The sequence below is a fragment of the Methylophaga lonarensis MPL genome (assembly GCF_000349205.1).
Lineage (GTDB): Bacteria > Pseudomonadota > Gammaproteobacteria > Nitrosococcales > Methylophagaceae > Methylophaga > Methylophaga lonarensis.
This window is the reverse complement of sequence record NZ_APHR01000015.1, coordinates 1-23492: the sequence shown is the minus strand read 5'-3', so window position 1 is coordinate 23492 and position 23492 is coordinate 1. Positions and strand designations below refer to the sequence as shown.

Annotated in this window: 22 protein-coding genes; 5 read left to right on the top strand and 17 right to left on the bottom strand. The window is 48.9% G+C overall.

Translation table 11 applies throughout. The annotated features are described in order from the left end of the window. Positions 1 to 71 precede the first annotated feature (71 nt). Positions 72 to 1877, top strand: a complete 1806-nt coding sequence (locus tag MPL1_RS03205; protein WP_009725693.1) for a PAS domain-containing hybrid sensor histidine kinase/response regulator — start codon at positions 72 to 74, stop codon at positions 1875 to 1877. Between the two features lie 9 nt (positions 1878 to 1886). Here MPL1_RS03205 and xseA read toward each other — a convergent pair whose 3' ends face one another. Next, the gene (xseA, locus tag MPL1_RS03200; RefSeq protein WP_009725692.1) at positions 1887 to 3401 is read right to left on the bottom strand and encodes an exodeoxyribonuclease VII large subunit; all 1515 of its coding nucleotides are present in this window, start codon (positions 3399 to 3401) and stop codon (positions 1887 to 1889) included. A 62-nt stretch (positions 3402 to 3463) separates the two neighbouring features. On the opposite strand from xseA, the gene guaB reads away from it, so the two are divergent. From guaB to yccX, 4 genes are all read left to right on the top strand, one after another. Further along, complete coding sequence (gene guaB, locus MPL1_RS03195) at positions 3464 to 4927, top strand: IMP dehydrogenase (RefSeq protein ID WP_009725691.1); 1464 nt, start codon at positions 3464 to 3466, stop codon at positions 4925 to 4927. A gap of 66 nt (positions 4928 to 4993) precedes the next feature. Further along, positions 4994 to 6571: a glutamine-hydrolyzing GMP synthase gene (guaA, locus tag MPL1_RS03190; RefSeq protein WP_009725690.1), complete on the top strand. Its 1578-nt coding sequence runs from the start codon at positions 4994 to 4996 to the stop codon at positions 6569 to 6571. Between the two features lie 172 nt (positions 6572 to 6743). Next, the gene (locus tag MPL1_RS03185) at positions 6744 to 7142 is read left to right on the top strand and encodes a phosphate-starvation-inducible PsiE family protein (RefSeq protein WP_009725689.1); all 399 of its coding nucleotides are present in this window, start codon (positions 6744 to 6746) and stop codon (positions 7140 to 7142) included. Between the two features lie 15 nt (positions 7143 to 7157). After that, positions 7158 to 7448, top strand: coding sequence for an acylphosphatase (gene yccX / locus MPL1_RS03180; RefSeq protein ID WP_009725688.1), 291 nt, complete (start codon positions 7158 to 7160; stop codon positions 7446 to 7448). Between the two features lie 3 nt (positions 7449 to 7451). On the opposite strand, the gene MPL1_RS03175 is transcribed toward yccX, so the two are convergent. From MPL1_RS03175 to MPL1_RS14355, 16 genes are all read right to left on the bottom strand, one after another. Then, a complete protein-coding gene (locus tag MPL1_RS03175; protein ID WP_009725687.1) occupies positions 7452 to 8231 on the bottom strand; it encodes a lipopolysaccharide kinase InaA family protein in 780 nt (259 codons plus the stop codon). Between the two features lie 10 nt (positions 8232 to 8241). Beyond that, positions 8242 to 9108, bottom strand: a complete 867-nt coding sequence (locus MPL1_RS03170; RefSeq protein ID WP_009725686.1) for a CHAD domain-containing protein — start codon at positions 9106 to 9108, stop codon at positions 8242 to 8244. A gap of 45 nt (positions 9109 to 9153) precedes the next feature. Beyond that, on the bottom strand, positions 9154 to 9651 hold the full coding sequence (locus MPL1_RS03165; protein ID WP_009725685.1) for a SixA phosphatase family protein: 498 nt from the start codon (positions 9649 to 9651) through the stop codon (positions 9154 to 9156). Between the two features lie 88 nt (positions 9652 to 9739). Further along, the gene (mgtE, locus tag MPL1_RS03160; RefSeq protein WP_009725684.1) at positions 9740 to 11134 is read right to left on the bottom strand and encodes a magnesium transporter; all 1395 of its coding nucleotides are present in this window, start codon (positions 11132 to 11134) and stop codon (positions 9740 to 9742) included. 131 nt (positions 11135 to 11265) lie between these two features. Continuing rightward, on the bottom strand, positions 11266 to 12729 hold the full coding sequence (gene gnd / locus MPL1_RS03155) for a decarboxylating NADP(+)-dependent phosphogluconate dehydrogenase (RefSeq protein ID WP_009725683.1): 1464 nt from the start codon (positions 12727 to 12729) through the stop codon (positions 11266 to 11268). Positions 12730 to 12895: 166 nt separating this feature from the next. Continuing rightward, positions 12896 to 13681 (bottom strand): nucleotidyltransferase domain-containing protein, encoded by a 786-nt coding sequence (locus MPL1_RS03150; protein ID WP_235045514.1) that lies wholly within the window; start codon positions 13679 to 13681, stop codon positions 12896 to 12898. 27 nt (positions 13682 to 13708) lie between these two features. Next, positions 13709 to 14416 (bottom strand): hypothetical protein, encoded by a 708-nt coding sequence (locus MPL1_RS03145; RefSeq protein ID WP_009725682.1) that lies wholly within the window; start codon positions 14414 to 14416, stop codon positions 13709 to 13711. Positions 14417 to 14605: 189 nt separating this feature from the next. Beyond that, complete coding sequence (locus tag MPL1_RS03140) at positions 14606 to 16687, bottom strand: TonB-dependent receptor family protein (protein WP_009725681.1); 2082 nt, start codon at positions 16685 to 16687, stop codon at positions 14606 to 14608. A gap of 280 nt (positions 16688 to 16967) precedes the next feature. Beyond that, a complete protein-coding gene (locus tag MPL1_RS03135) occupies positions 16968 to 17426 on the bottom strand; it encodes a MarR family winged helix-turn-helix transcriptional regulator (protein ID WP_009725680.1) in 459 nt (152 codons plus the stop codon). A 191-nt stretch (positions 17427 to 17617) separates the two neighbouring features. Further along, positions 17618 to 17755, bottom strand: coding sequence for a hypothetical protein (locus tag MPL1_RS14030; RefSeq protein WP_235045513.1), 138 nt, complete (start codon positions 17753 to 17755; stop codon positions 17618 to 17620). Positions 17756 to 17863: 108 nt separating this feature from the next. Continuing rightward, entirely contained in the window at positions 17864 to 18121 is a 258-nt protein-coding gene (locus tag MPL1_RS03125) for a hypothetical protein (protein ID WP_009725678.1), read from the bottom strand. Further along, positions 18118 to 18300, bottom strand: a complete 183-nt coding sequence (locus MPL1_RS03120) for a hypothetical protein (RefSeq protein ID WP_009725677.1) — start codon at positions 18298 to 18300, stop codon at positions 18118 to 18120. Before MPL1_RS03120 ends, MPL1_RS03125 begins: the two co-directional genes overlap by 4 nt. A gap of 99 nt (positions 18301 to 18399) precedes the next feature. Beyond that, positions 18400 to 18915, bottom strand: a complete 516-nt coding sequence (locus tag MPL1_RS03115; RefSeq protein WP_009725676.1) for a Slp family lipoprotein — start codon at positions 18913 to 18915, stop codon at positions 18400 to 18402. 65 nt (positions 18916 to 18980) lie between these two features. Beyond that, the gene (ylqF, locus tag MPL1_RS03110; RefSeq protein ID WP_009725675.1) at positions 18981 to 19898 is read right to left on the bottom strand and encodes a ribosome biogenesis GTPase YlqF; all 918 of its coding nucleotides are present in this window, start codon (positions 19896 to 19898) and stop codon (positions 18981 to 18983) included. A gap of 61 nt (positions 19899 to 19959) precedes the next feature. Then, on the bottom strand, positions 19960 to 23109 hold the full coding sequence (locus MPL1_RS03105) for an HD domain-containing phosphohydrolase (protein ID WP_009725674.1): 3150 nt from the start codon (positions 23107 to 23109) through the stop codon (positions 19960 to 19962). Positions 23110 to 23295: 186 nt separating this feature from the next. Next, positions 23296 to 23492, bottom strand: a 197-nt coding sequence (locus tag MPL1_RS14355) for a hypothetical protein (RefSeq protein ID WP_009725673.1), incomplete at its 5' end; no start/stop codon positions are given.

Here is a 23492-nt window from a genome sequence, read left to right as displayed (position 1 = left end):
TTCAACACCCCCTAGTCATTCGACACACCGCTGGGCTAAGATGGAATGGAATTTCAGGCAGAGGGAACGGCATGATTCGTCTCTTACAAAGTGCACTTGCAGTCGGTTTCATCCTCATTGCCTCGCACGCACAGGCCGAACACAACGGTTCACATGTCAACCTCACACTGCCAGTCCCTGTCACCCTGCAATCAACGATCATCGTCTTAAGTCTGCTGATCATTATCGGCATTGTCAGTTATCTGAGCGTTAAGGCGGCTCGACTCTGGTTACAACATCGACTAGATCAACATGCCCGGCCTCTTCAACAGGAATTGAGCAGGCAAGATGAGCATTTACAGCGTGCAAGACGTGAAAATCTCCGTCAACGTGCGCTGCTGGATCATACCGTTGAAGGGGTGATCACCATCAACCAGGACAGTATCATCGACAGTTTCAATCAGGCTGCCGTAAGGATGTTCGGATACCAGCCTGAAGAAGTGATTGGCCATCACATCAGCATGCTGATGCCGGAAAAACACCGTGCCGGCCATTATCACGGCATACAACGTTTTCTCAGCACCGAATCCCCCACATTAATAGGCAAAGCGGTTGAAATCGAAGGCTTACACAAGTCTGGCAACATCATTCCGATTGAGCTGACCTTAAGCGCGTTTAAATGGGAGGGTCAGTATTATTTTACTGGCGTGGCGAGAGATATCAGCGAGCAAAAAGCAGAACACCAGGCATTGCTTTTAGCCAAAGAGGACGCCGAAAAAGCCAATCAGGCAAAGTCCGAATTTCTGTCCGCAATGAGTCATGAGCTGAGAACCCCGTTGAATGCCATATTGGGCTTTGCTCAACTATTGCTTCATGACAAGGTCCGACCGCTCAGCGCCGATCAACAGGACAGCTTGCAACAAATTCTGCACAGCGGTGAACATCTTCTCAAGCTGATTAACGATGTACTGGAACTGTCCAAAATTGAAACCGGTGCCATGGAAGTCACTCTAGAACCGGTCAGTCTTTCCGCCGTCCTGGATGAATGTTTGCCTTTGTTACTCAACCAGGCCGCTGACAAGCAAATCAGCATTCAGACCACTGATATCGGCAGCATTCTGCTTGATGCTGACTTCACCAAGCTAAAACAAGTACTCCTAAATCTGATGAGTAATGCCATCAAATACAATCGCATTGGTGGTGAAATCAGACTGGAACATGAACTACAACCCCACCACCGGCTTCGCCTGAACATTCGGGATACCGGCATCGGCATTGCCGAAAGTAAGCAGGATCAGCTATTCCGCGCCTTTGAACGACTCGGTCAGGAACAATCCAATATTGAAGGTACCGGGGTTGGTCTGCTGGTCACCAAACGACTGATCGAAGCTATGCAGGGATCGATAGGTTTTACCAGCAGTGCAGGTGAAGGCAGTTGTTTCTGGATTGAATTACCATTGTCAGTCACCGCCAATCTCTCAAAAGCAAGTCACAACGCTGATCACAAAGCCACCCGGCAACTATTGGATATCAGCAGCCCCAAACAACTGCTTTACATCGAAGACAACCCCGCTAACCTCAAGCTGATGCAGGCATACTTCAACAGGTTCGACAATCTCACGCTGCATTGTTGCAAAAGTGCTGAAGCAGGCCTCGATTTACTGGAAGTTCTGCAACCGGATTTAATCCTGATGGATATTCACCTGCCCGGCATGGACGGGCTTGAGGCAACACGAATTATTCAGGATATGCCACTGTTGAAATCGATACCGGTAGTGGCTATTACCGCGGCGGCAATGAAGCATCACCGACAACAGGCGGGAGATTTGTTTGTAGCCTATCTGACCAAGCCGGTTGATTTTGAAGAATTGGCAAGAGAAATCGCCCGACACCTTTAGCAAATGTGATCAGGACTGTTTGGGCCGGCTTGATATGACCTGACAGTGCAGCTCGCCCCGACTCAGTCGGATATCCAGCCTGTCACCGGAATTCACTTCAGCAGCATCAGTAATCACACGCTGACTGCCGGCATCCTGAGTAATGCTGTAGCCACGCTCCAGCGTGTTCAATGGACTGACTGCCGCCAGTGTTCTCATTTGTTGAATCAAACGCTGCTCACGCTGTTTCAGGCTGAGCACAAAACCAGAATGCAATTGCTTGCCCAGCTGATTGCAATGTTGTTTGTGTAATTCAAGCTCGTTAACTGGCAGGCATCGTTGCAGGCGCTGTGAAAGCTGTCCGCTATTGCGCTGGTGCTGTTGAATTAGCCAGTGAACCTGTGATTGCAAGCGGCTCTGACAGTGTTTGAGCCGTTGCTGTTGCAGCGCCAACATTGAGCGGGGATGTTTGAGTCTGGCTGACTGGAAATCCAGTTGCTGCTGGCGCTGCTGCAACTGATTACGCCAGGCATTTTGCAACTGCTGTTTAAGACGATGCAGTTCTTTGTGGTGTTGTTGCAATCGGCTCGCCGGTTTCGGTAGTCGTGCTTTCAAAAAGCTCAGCTGACGATGCTGCTGTTGCAGGGTTTGCAATAAATATCGATGCATGCGACTGACAGAAGCCTGCACTGTCTGCAGCAACTGTCGTGTCTCTGGCGCAGCTAGCTCAGCTGCCGCAGAAGGTGTCGGCGCTCTCACATCTGCGACAAAATCAGCGATGCTGTAATCAATTTCATGCCCAACGGCACTGATGATTGGAATTTGACAGGCAAAAATAGCTCTTGCTACCAGCTCTTCATTAAAGCTCCACAAATCTTCCAATGAGCCACCACCTCGACCGACAATCAAGACATCACATTCCTGACGCGCATCAGCGGTTTGTATCGCCTGTGCGATCTGCGCGGCAGCCCCCTGCCCCTGCACGGCCACTGGATAGATAATCAAGTGGATAGATGGTGCGCGACGGCGAAACACGCTGACAATATCGTGCACCGCCGCACCATCCGGCGAAGACACAATACCCACTGTTTGCGGGAAGGCAGGCAAAGGCTTTTTATGTGCGGCATCAAACAAGCCTTCAAGTCCCAGTCGTTGCTTTAATGCTTCATAGGCACGCTGCAGGGCACCGCTGCCTGCCTCTTCCATGTGTTCTACGACAAGCTGAAACTCGCCTCGCCCCTCATAGAGCGTAACTCGAACGCGTAATAACACCTGCATGCCATTTTCTGGTGTAAAGCGAAGATGCTGATTACGATTACGAAACATTGCGCAGCGCACCTGTGCAGCGGCATCTTTAAGGGTGAAATAGATGTGCCCGGAGCCCGGCATTGCGAGGTTGGAAACCTCACCTTCCACCCACAGCAGAGGGAATGAGCCTTCCAGTAAAACCCGTGCTTCGCGTACCAGACGTGATACCGGATAGACGTCTTTTACTGATCGACTGGCTAATGTTTGGCGGTCAGATGGTGTGACAAGTGATGCCATAAAGCCCGAACTTCCTGATATAATTACGCGATCATATTACAGCAAATTCAGGAACACACCCCATGAGAATCGCGCAAGAAGCTCTGACATTTGATGACGTGCTGCTGTTACCTGCCTACTCAAATGTCCTGCCGCGTGATGTCAGTCTGACCACCCAACTGACCCGCGACATTTCCATCAACATCCCCTTGCTCTCTGCAGCGATGGATACCGTGACCGAAAGCCGCCTGGCGATTACCATGGCACAAGAAGGTGGTCTGGGTATTCTGCACAAAAACATGACCATCGAACAACAAGCCGATGAAGTCCGCAAAGTCAAAAAGTTTGAAAGCGGTGTGGTGCGCGATCCGATTACTGTCGGGCCCGAAACGACCATAGGTGAAGTCGTTGAGTTAACCCGTGCGCACAATATCTCTGGCGTTCCTGTGGTCGATGGCGATGATCTGGTTGGCATTGTCACCAGTCGCGATTTACGTTTTGAAACGCACTACGATGCCCCAGTTTCATCCATCATGACCAGCAAAGAAAAACTGGTCACTGTCGGTGAAGATGCCAGCCGTGAAGAAGTCCTGCACCTGCTGCACAGCAACCGTATCGAAAAAGTGCTGGTCGTTGATGAGGCATTCCGCTTGCAGGGCATGATTACCGTTAAAGACATTCAGAAACAGACTGATAATCCACTGGCATCTAAAGATGCGCAGGAAAGACTTCGTGTTGGCGCTGCGGTAGGTATCGGTGCTGAGAGTCAGGCACGAGTTGAAGCACTGGTCGCTGCAGGCGTAGACGTCATTGTTGTCGACACGGCACATGGTCACTCGCAAGGTGTGCTTGACCAGGTTCGCTGGGTCAAACAACGTTTCCCCGAAGTACAGGTCATTGGCGGCAATATCGCCACCGCCTCAGCAGCAAAAGCATTGGCTGAAGCCGGTGCTGATGCGGTAAAAGTCGGTATTGGTCCGGGTTCGATCTGTACCACTCGCATCATTGCAGGAGTCGGTGTTCCGCAAATCAGTGCCATCAGCAATGTGGCCAACGCACTTCAAGGCACAGGCATTCCTGTGATTGCCGATGGCGGTATCCGTTATTCCGGCGATATCGCAAAAGCATTAGTAGCCGGTGCACATGCCGTGATGATTGGTGGCATGTTTGCGGGTACTGAAGAAGCACCCGGTGAAGTTGAATTATTCCAAGGCCGTGCCTACAAATCCTATCGTGGCATGGGCTCTCTGGGTGCCATGCAGCAAAAGCAAGGCTCCAGTGACCGTTACTTCCAGGAATCCAGCGAAGCAGACAAACTGGTGCCAGAAGGTATTGAAGGTCGCGTGCCATTCAAAGGCAGCCTGAGCCCGGTGATCCATCAGTTAATGGGCGGTGTCCGTGCCAGCATGGGCTACACCGGTAGCAGCACTATTGAAGAAATGCGCACCAAACCTGAGTTTGTCCGTGTCACTTCAGCCGGTATGAATGAAAGCCATGTGCATGATGTCACCATCACCAAAGAAGCGCCTAATTACCGACTCAACTGATCCACTGTCTATGGCCCGTCAGTCAACTGCTGACGGGCATTTTTCTTTTTGCATGTCGAGACTTTCATGAGCAGCCACATTCACGACCACCGCATCCTGATCCTTGATTTTGGTTCCCAATACACACAACTGATCGCCCGCCGAATCCGTGAGGCAGGTGTTTATTGCGAACTGCGTAACCCGGATATCAGCGAAGCCGAGATCCGTGAATTTGCCCCCAAAGGCATTATTCTCTCTGGTGGCCCTGACTCAACCATCGGTGAAGCAGCTCCGGCTGCGCCGCAGTGTATCTTTGAACTCAAACTGCCGGTATTGGGCATTTGCTACGGCATGCAGACCATGGCAACACAATTGGGTGGCAAGGTTGAATCCTCAGAGCATCGTGAGTTTGGCTATGCACAAATTCGCGCGCGAGGTCACTCGGCTTTGTTGCGTGATATTGAAGATCACACCACCGAAGAAGGCTTTGGCATGCTGGATGTCTGGATGAGCCACGGTGACAAGGTCACCGAAATGCCATCAGGCTTCAAACTGATTGCCAGCACTGACAGTGCGCCCATCGCTGGTATGGCTGATGAAGAACGTGGCTTTTATGGCCTGCAGTTCCATCCGGAAGTGACACACACTGCACAAGGTCAGCGCATGATTGAGCGCTTTTTGACTGAAATTTGTGGCTGTGAAACCTTATGGAATTCCGCCAATATCATCGAAGACAGCATCGAGGCAGTTCGTCAGCAAGTGGGCGATGATGAAGTCTTATTGGGCTTATCCGGCGGTGTTGACTCCTCCGTGGTTGCTGCGCTTTTACATCGCGCCATTGGCGATCAACTCACCTGCGTATTTGTTGATAATGGTCTGTTGCGGTTGCAGGAAGGCGACCAGGTCATGGCCATGTTCGCCAAACATATGGGTATCAAGGTTATCCGTGTCGATGCTGAACAGCGCTTTTTGGATGCATTGGCAGGCGAAACCGACCCCGAAGCCAAGCGTAAAATTATCGGCCGGGTCTTTATTGAAGTGTTTGACGAAGAAGCCGCCAAACTCAAGAACGTTAAATGGCTGGCTCAGGGCACTATTTACCCTGATGTTATTGAATCTGCGGCAGCCAAGACCGGCAAAGCCCATGTCATCAAAACGCATCACAATGTTGGTGGCCTGCCAGAACACATGACGCTGAAGCTGATTGAGCCACTGCGCGAACTGTTCAAGGACGAAGTACGTAAACTTGGCGTTGAACTCGGCCTGCCGCGCGATATGGTTTATCGTCACCCGTTCCCTGGGCCGGGCCTAGGCGTACGCATTCTGGCAGAAGTCAAAAAAGAATATGCCGATCTGTTACGCAAGGCTGATCACATCTTCATCGAAGAACTGCGTAAGCACGATCTGTACGACAAAACCAGTCAGGCCTTTGCCGTGTTTCTGCCGGTCAAATCCGTGGGTGTGATGGGTGATGGTCGTCGTTACGACTATGTTGTTGCGCTGCGTGCTGTCGAAACCATTGACTTCATGACCGCTCGTTGGGCACACCTGCCCTACGAATTTCTGGACACCGTATCGCGCCGCATCATTAACGAAGTGGCCGGTATCTCACGGGTTGTCTACGATATTTCTGGCAAACCACCTGCCACTATTGAGTGGGAATAGCAGTGTTCAAAGACACGCTGACAGGGATTGCGCGCCTCATTCAGCTTGTCTGAAAATCCCGCAAGGTGCCCATTTTCGGATGCAGGCACAAGTCAACCTGAATATTGATTGCTAAGATTCGCAATCCGTCGGTCTCACGACCGCGATTGTCGATCATGGGAGTGATCAATTTATGGGTTATCAAGTTAAACAAATGGTGAGCAGATCGCTGGCAATCGCTCAGGATGCAGGATTGATTGTGGTAGCCATTGCCACGCTGGTTGCGATCGGCATCGAAATAGATTTCATGATTCAAAACGGCACTGTGTTGTTGACCGATTTATTGTTGCTGTTTATTTACCTTGAAGTGCTGACCATGGTGGCCGTGTATTACCAATCTGGTGAGCTGCCAATCAAAATCCCATTGTATATTGGCATTGTCGCTCTGGCTCGATATCTGATTCTGGATATGAAAAACATCGATACCTGGCGCATACTGGGTATCGCACTGGCTATTCTGCTGCTGGGCTTATCGATCATTGTGATCCACTACTGTAAGTCCAACTTGCTGGACAAGAAGCAATCTTCCTGAGCTAAACCGATTTCAATGATGGAAAAGCAACAATACCACCTGCTGGTCGAAGGACGTGTGCAAGGCGTAGGCTTTCGGGCTGCTACACAACGAGTCGCTCACGAACTGAACCTGAGCGGCTGGGTGAGAAACCTTGCTGACGGTCGCGTTGAAATAATGGCTGAAGGCACCGTCGAAGCACTTGAATCGCTATTACAGTGGGCAAAGCAAGGGCCGAGGTTTGCCAAAGTCAGTGACATCAGTCTGCAAAGCTCGGCGGCAACCCACCAGTTCACTGGCTTTGAGATTAATGCTGACAGCGATTGAGCCTTAAGCTTGCCGTGAAGTCCTCTCCGGGGAAAAACTGCTGATACGACGCTCGGCCTTGCCAAGCAACTGACGCAAAAACTGCTTGTCCTGCGGTTCCAGACGGGTTTTCTGAGCATATTGCAGATAAAAGCGCAGCCGCTGCGTTGCCCGTAATTTATACTTCGCCACCCGGTCCAGCGCTTTGAAGTCTTTAAATCTCCGGCGTAAAAATATTGGTTTGGGCCAAAAGGCCCCGAGCGGACAATCGATCAGATATACCCGGTCCTTGTCATCAACCAGCAGATTTCGCCACTTGTAATCATTGTGCACAAACTGCCGCTGATGCATTTGTCTTAACGCATCGGCGATCTGTTGACTGATTGCCTTGGCCCAATCTCCCCGCCCAAGCCGAGCATCATTGTTGCGGGCAAGTTCGGCCAAGTCCTGTGTTTGTGCTATCTCCTCAGTCACCAAAGCGCCCCGTTTGAAGATGCCCAGTGCTCTGCATTCACCATAGGCGACCACAGGTGCGGTTGGGATACCCAGTTTGGTAAACAGCAGCAGGTTCAGCCATTCTGACTTGATGCGTGAACGCCCCAGGAATTGCTTTAAACCCTTGCCAGCTCGATGGTAGCGCTTGACATAAAAGCGTCGCCCGTCCACTTCAACACAGATAACTTCGGAGAGTTTATCTTGAGTAACAATCTCGCCTTTCAGCTCAAAGACATTATCAAGGCTGCCAAAAACAGCGTTGAATTTTTCAAAATCAGGCATTAATTGCCAGGCATGGGCATGTGACATGAACGGCATTCTAAACAAAATGCGGCTCGGATTCACTTCTCCAGTGGCCCGCAGTCGATTCAAGCCCTGCAAACATCTCAGGTAATTGCTGTTTCAACTGCTGACTTCGGCTGATCAGCTGCTGTTGTCGGTTGACTTGTTCGGCTTCTGATAGCAAGCCTTGCTGCAGATGCTGTTGGATATAAGCATCGTGAATATCACCGAGACACTGTTGTAACTGCTTGAGCTGTTCAACAAAAATCTCATTCTGTCGCTTGGGCAGATGATCAGTGAAAAAATCGGTTGCATAGCGCAACTGTTTACAGCGAATGCGCAGCCGATGCAGCTTGTGATCATCAGCAATCACCTGGGCCGTCATTAGTTTTTGCACTTTTGCCCAGCGCTGTTCCAGCAGTGTTTTCATAAATTGATTGACGCTGGGCAATGGCAGTGATTGCTTGAAATAACGGTGACCGTCACCTTGCCTTAATTGCTTATGCATCGACTTCAGCCATGATCGCCACTTGCGGCTGTTAAGCGCCTTTTTTGCCTGACGCTGAGCTTTTTGTCTCTGTCTTTTTAAGGCTTTGTTGGGTTGATCGTTGCGGTCTGCGTGCTGCTCAAGATACACATCCCAATCTCGTGCGGCATCCAGTTTTCGGGACATTCGCCGCAGCCGTTTGAGAGTCTGTTGCTGCCACTTTGATTTCAACAGTGGCTCAAACAAGGACACGATGGTTCTCATCTGCCTCAAACTGACTCGCACCTGATGCAGTGCCTGTGGATCAGTGCCTCGCATTGCAGGCTTGCGCCAATAGCGCTGCGTGTCTATTTGCTGTTGCAGAAATTGTGCAAATTGCCCGGTTATTTCGCTGGGTGAGGTCTTATTAGCTACCATGGTTCAACCTGCATACTGCATCATATCGCTAGATAGTTACAGGCTCTAGCGACTTGGATGAAATCTGCGCAGCAGCATTAACGGCTGCGACATTAACGCTTTCCAGCGAGTACTCACTTCCAGCTCAATCAATGTTCCCGCGTCAATCGGAGCATGTGACTGGCCAGTCAACAGGCTGAGCAACTGCTCAAGTCCGGGGTTATGCCCTACCAGCAGCAGTGTATTGACTGTGTCTGCTTGCTTGCTAATCACATTGAGTAAATCTTCAACACTGGCATCATAAATCGCATCTTCGTAATGCAGCAGTTCATGATCAAAGGGCGGTTGTAATTGCTCACATAAAAGCGCGGCTGTCAGGCGGGTTCGAAGCGCTGGAGAGCAGACGACCAAATCGACTGTCAGTGCCTGCTGGTTCATCCACTCAGCCACCGCCGCAATATCGGTTTTGCCTCGCTCGGTCAGTCCTCGATCAAAATCTTCAACCGGTTTATCCCAGGCTGACTCTCCGTGGCGAAGCAACAGTAACTTATGCGCTTGGTTCATCTATGACTCCACGGGCCACATTAATTTCATGATAGCCGGACTGAAAATCAAAACACAACCGCCAATAAATACACTAGCTCGGCAACGATTAAACATGGTTTGACAGCATAACAACTGCAATACTGAAGTAGATCAGAATGCCAACAATATCTGCCATGGAAGTAATCAATGGGGCACTGGCTGTGGCTGGATCGATACGCATTTTACTGAGAATAAAAGGCAGACTCATGCCCATCAGACTACCCACAACCACCACCGCGATCATTGATAATCCCACTACCGCAGCCAACGGCCAACCGCCTTGCCAATAGCCAATAAATGAAATGGCAAGCCCCATGGTGAGACCCAAAGCTGCCGCCACCGAAACTTCCTTGAGCAACAGACGACCCCAGTCTTTCATTCGTACATCCCCTGTGGCCAATGAACGTACCATCAGAGTAGAAGCCTGGGCACCGGCGTTACCGCTACTGCCAATAATCAATGGCAGGAAGAACACCAAGGCAACCACCGCCGCAATCATGTCTTCAAAACTTGCAATGGCGATGCCGGCAAAAATATTCACAAACACCAGCAGCAGCAACCAGCCAATGCGTTTGCGGTATAGCAGCATTGTTCCGGCCTCACCGATATTCAAATTGATAACCCCTACAGATCCCATTTTGTGGAAATCTTCCGTGGTCTCGGCTTCGGCAACATCAAAAATATCATCGACGGTCACCATGCCCAGCATCACACCGTCGTTATCCACAACCGGTAAGGCATCAAGGTCATAGTGTTGCATCATGCTGACCGCCTTTTCACGATCTTCCTGAGCATGAATATAAACCACGCGATGGTCCATCAAATCACTGACGCGAGTGGTTGGCTCAGCCAATGCCAGCTTGCGAATGTGCAAGGCATCGCTCAATTTGTTGCTGTCATCAACAACATAAAGATTATTGAGCAGGGAGGTATCCTGATGCAGGCCCCGCAAATAATCCAATGCCTCAGTGGCGGTCCAGCTTTGATGAATCGTGACAAAGTCCGGTTGCATCAACCGGCCAACACTCTCTGCCGGATAGCCCAGCAATAATTGCACTTCACGCAATTTTTCACGGGGCAGTCGATGACTCAATGCCTGAACAACCTCAGCAGGCAACTCATCCAGAAAAGCGGCCCGGTCATCTGCATCCAGATGCTGAATAAGTTCCAGTGCATCCTCGTGGGTCAGTGAACTCAGTAAGTCTTCACTTGCACTCTGTGGCAGATAAGAAAACACGGCAGTTGCCAGTGTTTTTGGCAGAATTCGGAAAAACAAGATTTGCTTCTGTGCTGGCAAATCTCGCAGTAATGCGGCGATATCCTGAACTTCAATCTTTGATACACACTGGCGTAGCAACTCAAAGTGCATTTCGTCCAGTAGTTGCTGCAACTCCGACAGTCTGGTCTGGTGAATTTCCGGATCATGTCCCGGATCGTACTGCCATGGATCAGTTGCATGCATAAGTCAGTTCCTGATAGAAATTTGCTGCGAATTATCACCCATTTTAATGACGCATGGATGACGGCTGGGGCAGATCAAGTGCAAAAAAAAAGGACGGCAACGCCGTCCTTCACAACAATCAAACTGTCGCATCAGACATCATACTGAGAGGCAGATACATCACCACCCCGCCCGGTCCAATTAGTATGAAAAAACTCGCCACGCGGCCGGTCAAGTCGCTCATAGGTATGGGCACCAAAGTAATCTCGCTGCGCTTGCAGTAAATTAGCCGGTAAGCGCTCGCTGCGATAGCCATCATAAAACGACAAGGCGCTGCTGAACGTTGGCACCGGAATGCCGAGCGTGATGGCTGCGGTGACCGCCTTGCGCCAACCTGGCAAAGCCTGCGCAATGGCTGTTTTGAAAAAACCATCCAAAAGCAGATTCTTTAACTCTGGATTGGCCAGATAAGCATCGCGAATCTTGCCCAGAAAACGGCTGCGAATAATACAGCCGCCCCGCCACATCATCGCAATACCACCATAATTCAACTGCCAGCCATAGGTATTGGCTGCTTCACGCATCAGCATATAGCCTTGTGCGTAAGAGATGATCTTGGACGCATACAGCGCGTCACGGATAGCATTGACCATTTCTTGCTTGTCACCATCAAAACGAGCGGCTGAAGCAGGTAACTGCTGCGCCGCCTCAACACGTTCATCTTTGAGCGCTGACAAACACCTTGCAAATACTGCTTCGCCAATCAAGGTCAGCGGAATACCCAACTCCAGTGCATTGATGCCGGTCCATTTGCCCGTGCCTTTTTGCCCGGCAGTATCCAGAATCTTGTCAATCAACAATTGACCATCAGTGTCCTTTACGCCCAGGATATCTCTTGTTATTTCAATAAGATATGAATCCAGTTCGCCTTCATTCCATTCGGCAAACACCTGCTGAATCTGGTCACCCGTCATGCCCAGGCCTTCACGCATCATCTGATAGGCCTCGCAAATAAGTTGCATATCGCCATACTCAATGCCGTTATGAACCATCTTCACATAGTGACCGGCGCCATCATTACCGACCCAGTCACAGCAAGGTTCCCCCTCGACCTGTGCAGAAATGGCCTGAAAAATAGGTTTGATGGCAGGCCAGGCGGCATGATTACCACCGGGCATCAATGATGGTCCGTGTCTGGCTCCCTCTTCTCCGCCGGATACGCCACTGCCAATAAACAAAATGCCTTTCTGATGCAGTTCGTGAGTACGTCGGTCACTATCCTGATAAAGCGAGTTGCCGCCATCAATGATGATGTCGCCTTTTTCCAGATAAGGCACCAGCTCATTAATGATTTGATCCACGACGGGGCCGGCCTTGACCATCAGCATAACTCGCCTTGGTACTTTCAGCGCAGCAACAAAGCGCTTGAGATCGTGAAACCCCATAATCCGGGTATCTTTGGCGGGTCCATCAAGGAATGCATCTACTTTACTGGTGGTACGATTGTAGACAGCGACAGAAAAGCCCTTGTCATTCATATTCAAGACCAGATTCTGGCCCATCACAGCGAGGCCAATCAGCCCAATATCTGCCATTGTTTGTTCTGTTACGGTCATGATGATTTACATACCTTTATATATTCGCCCGTGGCCTCTCGTGTAGAGCCCACGACAATTCGACAGGTGCCCGAGGCAGCACATTCCACCGCGCCACGTACCTCAATGACTTCACCAACAACGGCCTGTCCAACATAGGTATGCGTGAAACAGACCACTTCTGGTGTCAGTGCATTATCAATTCGATATCGCGCCGGAAAATCAAAACTCTGGCTGTCATCAAGCACTCTGGCTTTAAGCGTGCGAGTACCCTGTTTTCGGTAATGTCTGTGGTCTGTTTCCAACTCTGTTGAGAGGCTGACCATGCCGATATCGAATTTGCTGCCTCGATGGCTGCTTTATTGAATTTGCGTGCTTCGTGCCAGGAAAATTCTTCAAAACTCAGCTCACAAGCCCGACGCTCAAAATTGTCCCACATCAATTGCTCACTCAGCTTGTCTATCAGTCCGGCATTCACCGCGTCCTGGACTGCGAGTCGAGTGCGCTTGAATGTATCGCGGCCATACACCGCCAAATCAATATCCGAGTCAGGACGGTGCTGGTTTATCAACATTGATCCGGTCAAACCCAGCTTGTTAATTTCGACTTCACGTGCACGGAAAATATCCAGCAAATTTCGCAGTTTCTGATCCAGTGCATCAACAGGTGGATGGAGTAAACGCTGCTGCAAAATCACTTCGGGTTGATAGTGGTGGATGATTTTTTCAGGATTGACCGCATGAAAATCAGCATCGAACTGTCGAGATCGATACAGATATTGGGGATGGTGTCTTTGCAACAGTCGATTGGCCTGTAAGGTATCAACCTTCTGCCAGCCATGGTCTGTTTTCACATAGCGCAAAAAGCAGCCTACCTTGCCAAGATGTTCATGATAGCTAATCACGGCAAATATCAGGCCTTCTTCAGTTTCGATGAAATCTTTAGGTAAATATGGAAAAGCGCTGGATCTCAAAGTCACTCCTGGATTGATACAAAACACTTAGGGTCGGTTCAAGCTCCACCGCCACAATGACAACAGGGCCAACACGGTCATCAACAGCCATAATAAATCCGCAAACCAGACCCCGAGCCAGACCGTTAATCTGCCACGTTGCAAATCGCTCAATAATTGCCTTAGAGAAATCCCCTGACCGACGAAATACAGCCGATATTCCTCATAAACACTGTCGGGCATGGCATAGGTCTGACTCCAACTGACCCCGGCAAGATCAATCTTTTCCCAGTCATCCAGTAAAAAATTGCTGCGCCACATGCCGCTTCGGGTTTGCAGCACTGGCTCACCATAGGCAAGGCCAATATTCTGAATTTCAGGAGGCACGCGGTCTGCCGCGCCCAAGCGAGCCAGAAAATCCCCTTCTGCAGTCAACAAGATCAGCGAATCATCGGTCGCCAGTACCATGACTTCATCCATCATCACCCCGCCTACCAGGGGACGGACTTCACTGATTACAGCTTGTGTGTCGGCATAGATCACATGATCAATCTGTGCAATCACCTTACGGCCAAGCAAATAAGCGCGATCAATCTCAAACTCTGCAATTTGATAATGCTGCATCAAACGCTTGCCAGTCAGCGACAGATCATCCAGGCCCAGCCGCTCGGCATGGTTCAGCATCAATGCAATGCTTGCCCAACTAATGAACAGCAGTGATAACAACAAAGAGACAAATAACTTCAGGTAGAGCAAACCATGACTCCGTGGATGGTGAATACCATTCTTTTATATCATGACTGGTTGCTTGTCATCGGCTGAGTACGCTTTTGACAACAAAAAAGGGGCGCAAGCGCCCCTTTCAAGTCTGAATACTAGCTAAATTTTACTTGCTCATTAAAGCAAAAGGCGCATTAAAATTCTCGCGCCTTTTGATATGAGCAATTAGAAGCGGTAGTCCAAACCCACTTCAAAGGAGCGCTCCGCGCCACGGTAAATGCCTTGACGCAAACCGCTGATATAACGTTTGTCTGTCAGGTTTTTAACTGCGCCACGTACTTTGAAGTCCTCAGTAAACGAGTATTGAACAAACAGATCATAGACCGTGTACGAAGGCATCAGACCGCCCCAGATTCCTACAGCCGCATTAGCAGGAATTTCTTTGAGGTTAGTGGGATCACCATACTGCTCACCGCGATGATGGACTGCCAAGGTGCTGGAGAACTTACCTTGATCATAGTTCAAAGCCAGATTGGCCAAGTACTTGGGCGCATATGGCAAACGGTTGCCACGATTATCACCACTTCGGAACTTGGAATAAGGCACCCAGGTTGCATTTGCATCCACACTGAAGCCTGCTCCAAGCTCAATACCAACCGCTGCTTCCAAACCATAATGACGGGTTTCGCCAGCATTTGATTGAGTCAGATTTGGATCACTGTTGCCAGTGACCACCTGATTTCTGAAATCCATGTAGAAGCCCGTTAAGTCATAACTGAACCGACCTGCAGCACCCCGCATACCGAGCTCATAATTCACAGCACGTTCACCGTCCAGCTTCTGATCACTGGTACCATCCAGCGCTGCACCGTTAGATGCAGGTGAGAATGCGCGATAAACTCCACCGTAAATCTGCGCTTCGGGAATCAACTGATAGGTCGCGCCAATACCTGGCAACACTTCTGTATTAGTTGTTTTCGCTGAACCGATGTTACTCGGACTTAAATCGTCTTTGTGAACAATGCGCTTTTGTTCATAAGATTCAACACGTAGCCCGGGAGTGACCGCAAAACGCTCGGTAATGATAAAACGATTTTGCACGTAAGCCGCGATACTCTCAGCCTTATCGACCTGATAGCGATCCGTATTCCCAGCACGATCTGATTCACGAGTAGCTCTGACACGTTTGTCATCAGATTCTTCTTTCATGAATCTGAGACCAAACTCAGCCTCATTACTGATACCAAACAGGTTGTGATCCAGTGCCAATCTGGACTCAATACCATAGCGCTCCCAGCTTCGGTTGTTACCCGTCAGTGCGTCTGTGTAAACCCATCGCCCAGCCGCATTAGAATCACCGGTGTTCACAGAGTAACGCCAATAATCTCGAGTCAGTTCACTCCAATACATGAGGGTAGTCAGTGTTGCACGATCATTGATATGCCACTCATGGTTGACATCAAAAGCCTTGCGGTCGGTCAGGTAGTAATCATCGGGTGCCGGGTTGTAGGTTTTTCCACGGCGGTAATCTTCAAGTAACAGACCACGATATGAAATGTTGGCTTCGTTCTCATGAAACGAATACTTCATACCGACACTGTGATTTTCGTTAAATTTAACACCCGCTTTAAGCATGATGTCATTCATTTGATAGCCTTGGCCCATAAAGCCATCACTGATCGCCCGGGTGGCCACCAGGCCGGCAAAGGCATCGCCTGACTCAGTACGACCACCGGCTTCCAGTGTCGCTTCACGCGTGCTGAATGAACCTACTCTGGTAGAGATAGCAACGCCATCATCAGGCGTCTTGGTTTTGTAGTTAATTACGCCACCAATGGTTGAAGGCCCGTAACGCAGAGACGATGACCCCTTAAGAATTTCAACACCCTGCATGCGCTGGATGCGCGGGTTAAAGTATCGTTCATTACCGATAAAGAGACCTGGCGCGACGGGTACACCATCCTCAAGAATCAGTGTTTTTTGCTCGCTTGCCGACAATCCTCGCAGGCCAATATTACTGACGACTGCGGTCGGATCCTCTGAGTTAACGTTAATTCCGGGAACGCCACGAAGCACATCTTGGGTAGAGGTTGGCTGAATACGTTCAATCTGTTCACGGTCGATAATAACGACTGCACCGATCTGTCGTTCAATACTGTCTTCTTGCGTGCCGACCACTTCCAGGGCTGGCATATTAAAGCGGCTTGCTGTCAGCTGTTGTGGTTCCTGGTTGGTGTTTTCCGCAACAGCCGCTGATGACATCAGCACAGCCGAAACCAGTAGAACACTCCGTTTCTTGATTAGCATGATCACTCCTGATTGTTAAGATAAGTTAAGTTTCATGCTAATGATAATACTTCGCATTTAGATACACAAACATTTTATTATCTCTTTTAACTTGTCGTGATTTAATCAGGATTTGCATGGCAATCTGCGTCTCGCCATCTGTTGCTCCACCTGGGGGCCATGTAAAAGAGAGCGTCGGGAACACCAAACAAAAACGCCCTCCTGAATTCACAGGAAGGCGTTAGCACAGCTAGTTGGTCTGGTTGTTAAGTGCGCAGGGACAAATAATTCACTTCGGTACTCAACTGGCAATCTTCAATCTGTCTCTATCCACCAAGTCCTCTGCCAGTTTGTTGAGTCGGTTGAGTAGTTCAAAGAAGTCATGATTGTTAAGGTTGGTGTGGCAAGCGACCTGATGCTGAATATTAGCAACCGCTGGCTCAATCGCTTTGGCATGCTGGGTCAAGTGGACATGTACCATGCGTTCATCGACTTCACTGCGCTTACGCACGATAAAACCATTCTTTTCCAGTCGTTTAATCAGCGGAGACAGGGTGCCTGTATCCAGCTTCAGCCTTTCAGACAGCGTTTTCACCGGAACACCATCCTGCTGCCACAATACCAGCAAGACCAGGTATTGCGGATAGGTCAGGTCATAGTCCTTGAGCAACTCACGGTATAAACGCGTGATCGCATTGGTAGCACTGTAAAGGGCAAAACATAATTGATTATCAAGTTTCAGATTATTGAATTCTGACATCGCACTTAACTCCCAAAGTCAAAAATTTCACAACTCCATGTTGTGCACAACATTGATTATTAAAATAAAATTGCCTTATATAATTTATTATTATTACAAATAAAGCGCTCGAATCAAATCCATTTTGAAAATATAGGAGTAATTCCCTACTCCTCATACACCGTAAACATTGGAACAACTTGTTGTTTTGCTCACATCAACATTCTTGATGGCACCGATTGCTCTCGCTGACGCATACTGAACAGCCCTTTGCTGACATCAATGGCAAAATTGGCAAAGTGCTGCTCTGACATGCGAACAGTGATCGATCCCATATTCAGATGAATCATTCCGCAATCGGGGCAATACTGAATATCGCAGGTCTTCGAATTTAAAATTGTTTCCGGTTGGCAGGATGAGCTGGCCATAAATTATCCTTTTGTGGTTGAAGCCGAGATTCAAAAAATTTCCTGGATCACCCAGCGAGATTGGCGACCACGATGACACTGGTAACTCAACAGCCATCGTTGTGAAAGCGCTCGCCAATACTGTTTTTTCAATGGGTGTTCGTCCTGAGTCAGCAACAATCGATAATTACGCGCGATTTGCAGCGCTAGACAGGGGCTGGCATGTTGACGATACAGCGCTTCCAGATGCTGAGTTGCAGACAGGATCAGGGCTTCATTGCCATCATGGTTGATCTGTAGCTGGTTCATACAGCGCGTATGTTACTGGCTGCGGTGCTAAGTAATACGCCCCAGACGGTTTGCTTGGATTGTCTATCCAGGCAACTGAAGTCATCGGCATGTAGTTTTCCCTGTTTGATTAGGGATTCAAGTCTCTGCCTGTCAATAGCAAGGTGGACTGACTTGCCTTTGTTTCTTTGGTTTGGCATCGCGCATTCCCTCATAACTGATGCTGATGGAATGCAGTATAGTCCCAAGAAAACTTAAATGCAAATGATTTTCATTTAGATTGGAAATATTTTCTATCCTTACGGTGAATAAGAACCGGTTCCGTAATAGCCATATCCCAGGAAAGGTGCATCATGCTTGGGATTGTATGGATGTTGTCTATCACCATAGTTATCTGGCCAGACATGCACCTGTTGTAGTTCGATAACCGGCTGTTGAAGGGTTCGCTCGCCCACGGTAACACTTCGAAGATCTGACACGGTTCCCAACACTGTCACTAGGGCGCCAGAATGATAAATCAGTGGATCCAGAAACTGATCTGTACGAACAATAAAACGCCCATCACTCTGTAAGGTTGCCACCGGTTTGCCAATCCGGTTCAGTGGGAACTGAACCAGAGTCAGCTCAGCAAAATCGGACTGGTTGTTAACCTCGACAACGGCACCGCCCCATCGAATCACTTGATTCTGAGCAGCATTCACATTGCTGAGCACCTGAGTCAATTGCAGATCATTTGCAGGTGCACGATGAATGGAAGGCGAACTGGCACACCCAGCCATAGCGACTGCAACGAATAACAGTAAAAATTTTTTCATAGCGCCTCCCATGAAGAGATGAACATTCTTATTAATAAACCGACTGCTGATCACAAGCTTTGGTTCTATCTGCGTTTGCTCTTTTGTTTTCGTTCAGCTTTTTTTGCAGCCTTTGCCTCACGCAGCAGCTCAACCGCTTCAAGTTCACGCAACATCATCTCTGGTGTTTCAAGTGTCAGCTCACCCAGTTGACCACTACGAAGCTCACTGACCAGAATTTTACTGACTCTGGGCAAGTCAATATGCCCACCGGCTCTCAGGCAACCACGTTTGGCGGCTATCTGTTCAAGCGTCAGCAGTGCTGAATCGGTTAATTGGTCCAGTTGATAACGGTCGAGCAGTCGCTGAGGATACGCCTGACTGAGATATTCGACGGCAAAAAGTGCAATATCGTCATTCTCAAAGGCTGTTTCCTTGATAGACCCCGTCACTGCCAGACGATAGGCGCTCGGTTGGTTTTCGAGATTGGGCCAGAGCACACCCGGCGTATCATGCAAGACAATCGATTCATCCAGCTTGATTCGTTGCTGACCTTTGGTGATAGCAGGTTCATTGCCTGTTTTTGCAATCTGCCGGCCCGCCAGCGTGTTGATCAGCGTTGATTTACCAACATTGGGAATGCCCATGATCATGGCCTGAATTTTCTTGGCGCTATCCAGCTTGTTCGGCAGCAGCTTCAAGCACAGTTGAATAAGATCAGAGCGACGATTATCGTTAGTCGCTGTCATCGTCAGGGTTTTCACACCCTGTTGTGATTCAAGATACTGCTGCCACTGTTCGGTCAGTTCAGGATCGGCCAGATCAGCCTTATTCAGCACCTTGATGCAAGGCTTGTCGCCACGCAGCTTTTCCAGCATTGGATTGGCAGAGCTGAACGGAATCCTGGCGTCCAAGATCTCAATGATCAAATCCACCTGCGGCAGAACCTTTTGCATTTCCAGCCGGGCTTTGTGCATATGACCAGGAAACCACTGAATTGCCATAACCGATACAGTCTCTTGAAAACTAAAGCTGGATTATACGCCTACCTATGATTGGACTTTGTCATTGAGAAAAATATTGATTGATATCGACCTCATCGATCTGTTCTTCGGGCAGGAAACGTTGGGCATAATGCAGATAAATGCCTGAGCGCAGAAATAACTCAAATACATCTCGATCAACATGCTGGTTTTCAACCATTGAATGCAGTATGTCGATAGCCACACTGACAGGTTTGGCGCGTTTATAGGGGCGATCTGCCGCGGTCAGTGCTTCAAAAATATCAGCCAGTACCATGATACGTTCCGGGATAGAGAGATCCTCTGCCTTCAAGCCTCGGGGATAGCCACTGCCTGTGAGCGTTTCGTGATGTGTTGATGCATAGCGCGGTACACGCGCCAGTTCAGGAGGGAAAGGCAGGCTGTCGAGCATCTTGATAGTACTAATCATGTGTTCATTTATTTTGAAACGATCTTCCGGGGTTAAGGTGCCGCGATAAATTGAAAGATTGTGTATTTCTCCCAGGTTATATAAGTGTTCTGGCACTTTCATGTTAATACCAAGGCGTGGATCAAAGCTCACCTCGTACTGACGCTTGATAATGTGCTCGGCCTTGTCTGCAAGCAGATACTCGGTTGTTGGCAGTTTGATGTCCGTTGAAACATATCGAGCTTCTTCAACAGGTGATAGACCCAATCGGTCATCAAAATGCCGCTGCCAGGTGATTTCTGCCAACTGTTCAAGTCGCTTTAAATCCTCCTCGGTGACCGATTCTCCGCCGATATTCAGGCCAGCAATAAACTCGAAATCTGCTTGAAGTTGCTGTTGCTGACGCTCAAGCGCTTGGAGATGTTCTGTCTTTTTCTCAGGCGATTGAGATTGCTTGTTCCAATACTGTATTTCAGCATCACGCCATAACACCTCAAATCGCATGCGTACTTCATGAATTCGGTTATAGATCGCTTCCAGCTTGGTGCCTTTGTCAATGATATGCTCCGGCGTGGTGATCTTGCCGCAGTCATGTAGCCAGGCACCAATCCGAAATTCACGCCATTGCTGCTCATTTTCGAAGCGAAAATCTCTAAAGGCTGATACATCAGATTCAATCGCTTTTTCGGCCAGCATAAATGCCAGCTCAGGCACGCGAGCACAGTGGCCTGCGGTGTAGGGTGATTTATCATCAATGGCTTGGGCGATCAGCTCTATGAAAGATTCCATCAGCGCCACCTGCTCAGCTTCATGGCGTTGTATTGATTCAGACATGGAAATCATAGAACTGGCCAAGTCCCGTATTTCCGTAATTCGGCTATCCACCTGACTGACTTGCGCATAAGCGCGTTGCTTTATTTTTTCACTATCAGCCAGCAATGCTCTTATCTGTTTGATTAGGGGTGAAGCGAACAACCAGATAAATGGCAGCAATATCAATAAGGCCAGAATAGTCAGTGCAATCGACGTTTTGAGTCGCGACAGTACTGGTGCCATTACCAGACTGGCTGGTGTCAAAATAGCAAAATATTCCTGGTGACTATGCTGCCCACCTATTGGGGTGAGATAGACAAAATATGTTTCCCCTGCGATGTCGATCATTCGCAAATCATCATGCTGCTGCAACACATCGGGATGCATGAGTTCGGCATAGGGCACAACGCCATGGTAGTGCCTGGCCTGCATCTCTGGCTGTAACCATTTTTGCTGCAGCTTCTGCCAGAACGACGCTGGAATAGCACTTATTGCCTGATTAAAAACATCTGTCAGAGGCGATTTATCTCGAGCAACCAGAAAGTGCAGACTGGTGGGCAAGGCCGCCGCGCCAGGATCCAGCGGTTGGTGCAATTGAATATCTTCCAGAAAGAACTGTTGTCGGGTATGCGCCAGTACGATAGCGCTATCTACGCCTGCATAGGCTTCACCTTGACTTACCGCCCGAAACATATCGCTCACACTATCGACTTCCAGAATATCTATCTCTGGAAACAGTCTTTGCAAATTGCCAATCAGTGACCAGCCACGAGGAATCGCGACGATGTGCCCGTTTAATTGAGAAAACTCGCTAATATCTGCGCTGCCCCTTCGAGTTATCGCTCCGTATGGCACCTCAAGAAACGCATCGGTCATTCGACCAAGAATTTGTCGCTCTTCACTAAAAAATACTGGCTGTATGATGTCAAGTTCGTTGGCCAGGAACATCGAAGCCATTTCGGGCCAGCTCAGGCCATTAACGAAACGCAGCTCCACCCCGGTCATTGAAGAAATTGCCTTGAGCACGTCAATGGCATAGCCATATGGTTGGCCAGCCACAGCAAAATTGATCGGCGGCCAATCGACTTCATTGGAAACCAGCAAATAACCTTTGTCGATAAGCTGCTGTTGGCTATTTGTCAGCTCGAGTCGAGGCAGTTCTGGTAAGTCTTCCTCCACCGGCAGTTGATTGGAAGCTATCACATCACCAGTCGCTTGATAGAGGAATATCTCGCTGGTTTCGCTCAACTCTTGTGATTGTAAAAAAGTCTCCAGTGCAGCAAGGGTGATATCCACCGCAATCACTGCATTTTGCTCACTGATACGAGTGGAATAAGTGCGTCCCGGTGTCTGCAAATGCTGTAGCAAGTAGGGATCCGTCTTATGAACACTACCGGGAACGGCCTGAGTAAACCAGCTACGCTTACTAGCGTCATAATCAACCGGGTGCTGTCTGGTATCACGGCGATTAAACTCAGCATCAAAGTATTCAAAACGACGTTGACGTTCACCAGACTGACTGCTGACACTGACAATGGCCCAACGATCTGCTGGTTCAGCTCTTAATTGCTGTCGAATACCATCATGTGCTTCCAGATTGACCAGCTGATAGACATTACCGTTGTTAAAGCCGACATAAATTGCATAGAAGATAGGGTTATCAAGCATCACCTCCGCAAACAAGTCACGAGCTTGTGTACTGATGTTATTGCCGGAAGTAAGCCGAGGATACTGCGATAACAGGCGCGTGACAGATATGGCTTTTTTATCAATATTCTCAAGATAGTCTCGAGTTCCCTTGGCAGTGTGCTGATAGGCAAGCAATGTAGATTCTGTGGCAATCGCACGGTTGAAATAGTACTGCAATCCGGTCACCAGCGTGGCGATCAGTAAGGTTGATAATAAAAATACGCTAATCACCGCTTGTCGAATGGAAATGCGGAAATTTCTTTTTGGCAACATCAAGGGCATTAATAGGTCATCCGGGACAGAATTAAAAAATCGCTAGTTTTAAAAAATGTCCCAAATGGGTGAGACAACATGAGTGAATGAACAAGGCTCGCTAAAAGCCACAACAAAATGATAACTTTTCAAATCCTCGGTGCCTATGTACCAAGGTTCAATCAGAGAGCAACAACAGCTTACCTGAGCCCCTGTTCAGCTATAATTGGCGGTTTTTTTACGGTGGATATCAGCAATGCCAAAAGCCAGTGAATTAAAACGCGGCATGGTCATCGAAATGGATGACGCACCTTTGTTGTGCGCGACATCCAGGTTCGTAACCCCTCTTCTCBGGGTGCCAGTACACTCTACAAAGTGCGTTGAACCACCTGAAAACAGGCCAGAAAAGAGAC

Bases quoted from the DNA above. Each gene is read 5' to 3' on its own strand.
- MPL1_RS03205 (WP_009725693.1), top strand. From the start codon at position 72: ATGATTCGTCTCTTACAAAGTGCACTTGCAGTCGGTTTCATCCTCATT.
- xseA (WP_009725692.1), bottom strand. From the start codon at position 3,401: ATGGCATCACTTGTCACACCATCTGACCGCCAAACATTAGCCAGTCGA.
- guaB (WP_009725691.1), top strand. From the start codon at position 3,464: ATGAGAATCGCGCAAGAAGCTCTGACATTTGATGACGTGCTGCTGTTA.
- guaA (WP_009725690.1), top strand. From the start codon at position 4,994: ATGAGCAGCCACATTCACGACCACCGCATCCTGATCCTTGATTTTGGT.
- MPL1_RS03185 (WP_009725689.1), top strand. From the start codon at position 6,744: ATGGGTTATCAAGTTAAACAAATGGTGAGCAGATCGCTGGCAATCGCT.
- yccX (WP_009725688.1), top strand. From the start codon at position 7,158: ATGATGGAAAAGCAACAATACCACCTGCTGGTCGAAGGACGTGTGCAA.
- MPL1_RS03175 (WP_009725687.1), bottom strand. From the start codon at position 8,231: ATGTCACATGCCCATGCCTGGCAATTAATGCCTGATTTTGAAAAATTC.
- MPL1_RS03170 (WP_009725686.1), bottom strand. From the start codon at position 9,108: ATGGTAGCTAATAAGACCTCACCCAGCGAAATAACCGGGCAATTTGCA.
- MPL1_RS03165 (WP_009725685.1), bottom strand. From the start codon at position 9,651: ATGAACCAAGCGCATAAGTTACTGTTGCTTCGCCACGGAGAGTCAGCC.
- mgtE (WP_009725684.1), bottom strand. From the start codon at position 11,134: ATGCATGCAACTGATCCATGGCAGTACGATCCGGGACATGATCCGGAA.
- gnd (WP_009725683.1), bottom strand. From the start codon at position 12,729: ATGACCGTAACAGAACAAACAATGGCAGATATTGGGCTGATTGGCCTC.
- MPL1_RS03140 (WP_009725681.1), bottom strand. From the start codon at position 16,687: ATGCTAATCAAGAAACGGAGTGTTCTACTGGTTTCGGCTGTGCTGATG.
- MPL1_RS03135 (WP_009725680.1), bottom strand. From the start codon at position 17,426: ATGTCAGAATTCAATAATCTGAAACTTGATAATCAATTATGTTTTGCC.
- MPL1_RS14030 (WP_235045513.1), bottom strand. From the start codon at position 17,755: ATGATTCATCTGAATATGGGATCGATCACTGTTCGCATGTCAGAGCAG.
- MPL1_RS03125 (WP_009725678.1), bottom strand. From the start codon at position 18,121: ATGAACCAGCTACAGATCAACCATGATGGCAATGAAGCCCTGATCCTG.
- MPL1_RS03120 (WP_009725677.1), bottom strand. From the start codon at position 18,300: ATGCCAAACCAAAGAAACAAAGGCAAGTCAGTCCACCTTGCTATTGAC.
- MPL1_RS03115 (WP_009725676.1), bottom strand. From the start codon at position 18,915: ATGAAAAAATTTTTACTGTTATTCGTTGCAGTCGCTATGGCTGGGTGT.
- ylqF (WP_009725675.1), bottom strand. From the start codon at position 19,898: ATGGCAATTCAGTGGTTTCCTGGTCATATGCACAAAGCCCGGCTGGAA.
- MPL1_RS03105 (WP_009725674.1), bottom strand. From the start codon at position 23,109: ATGCCCTTGATGTTGCCAAAAAGAAATTTCCGCATTTCCATTCGACAA.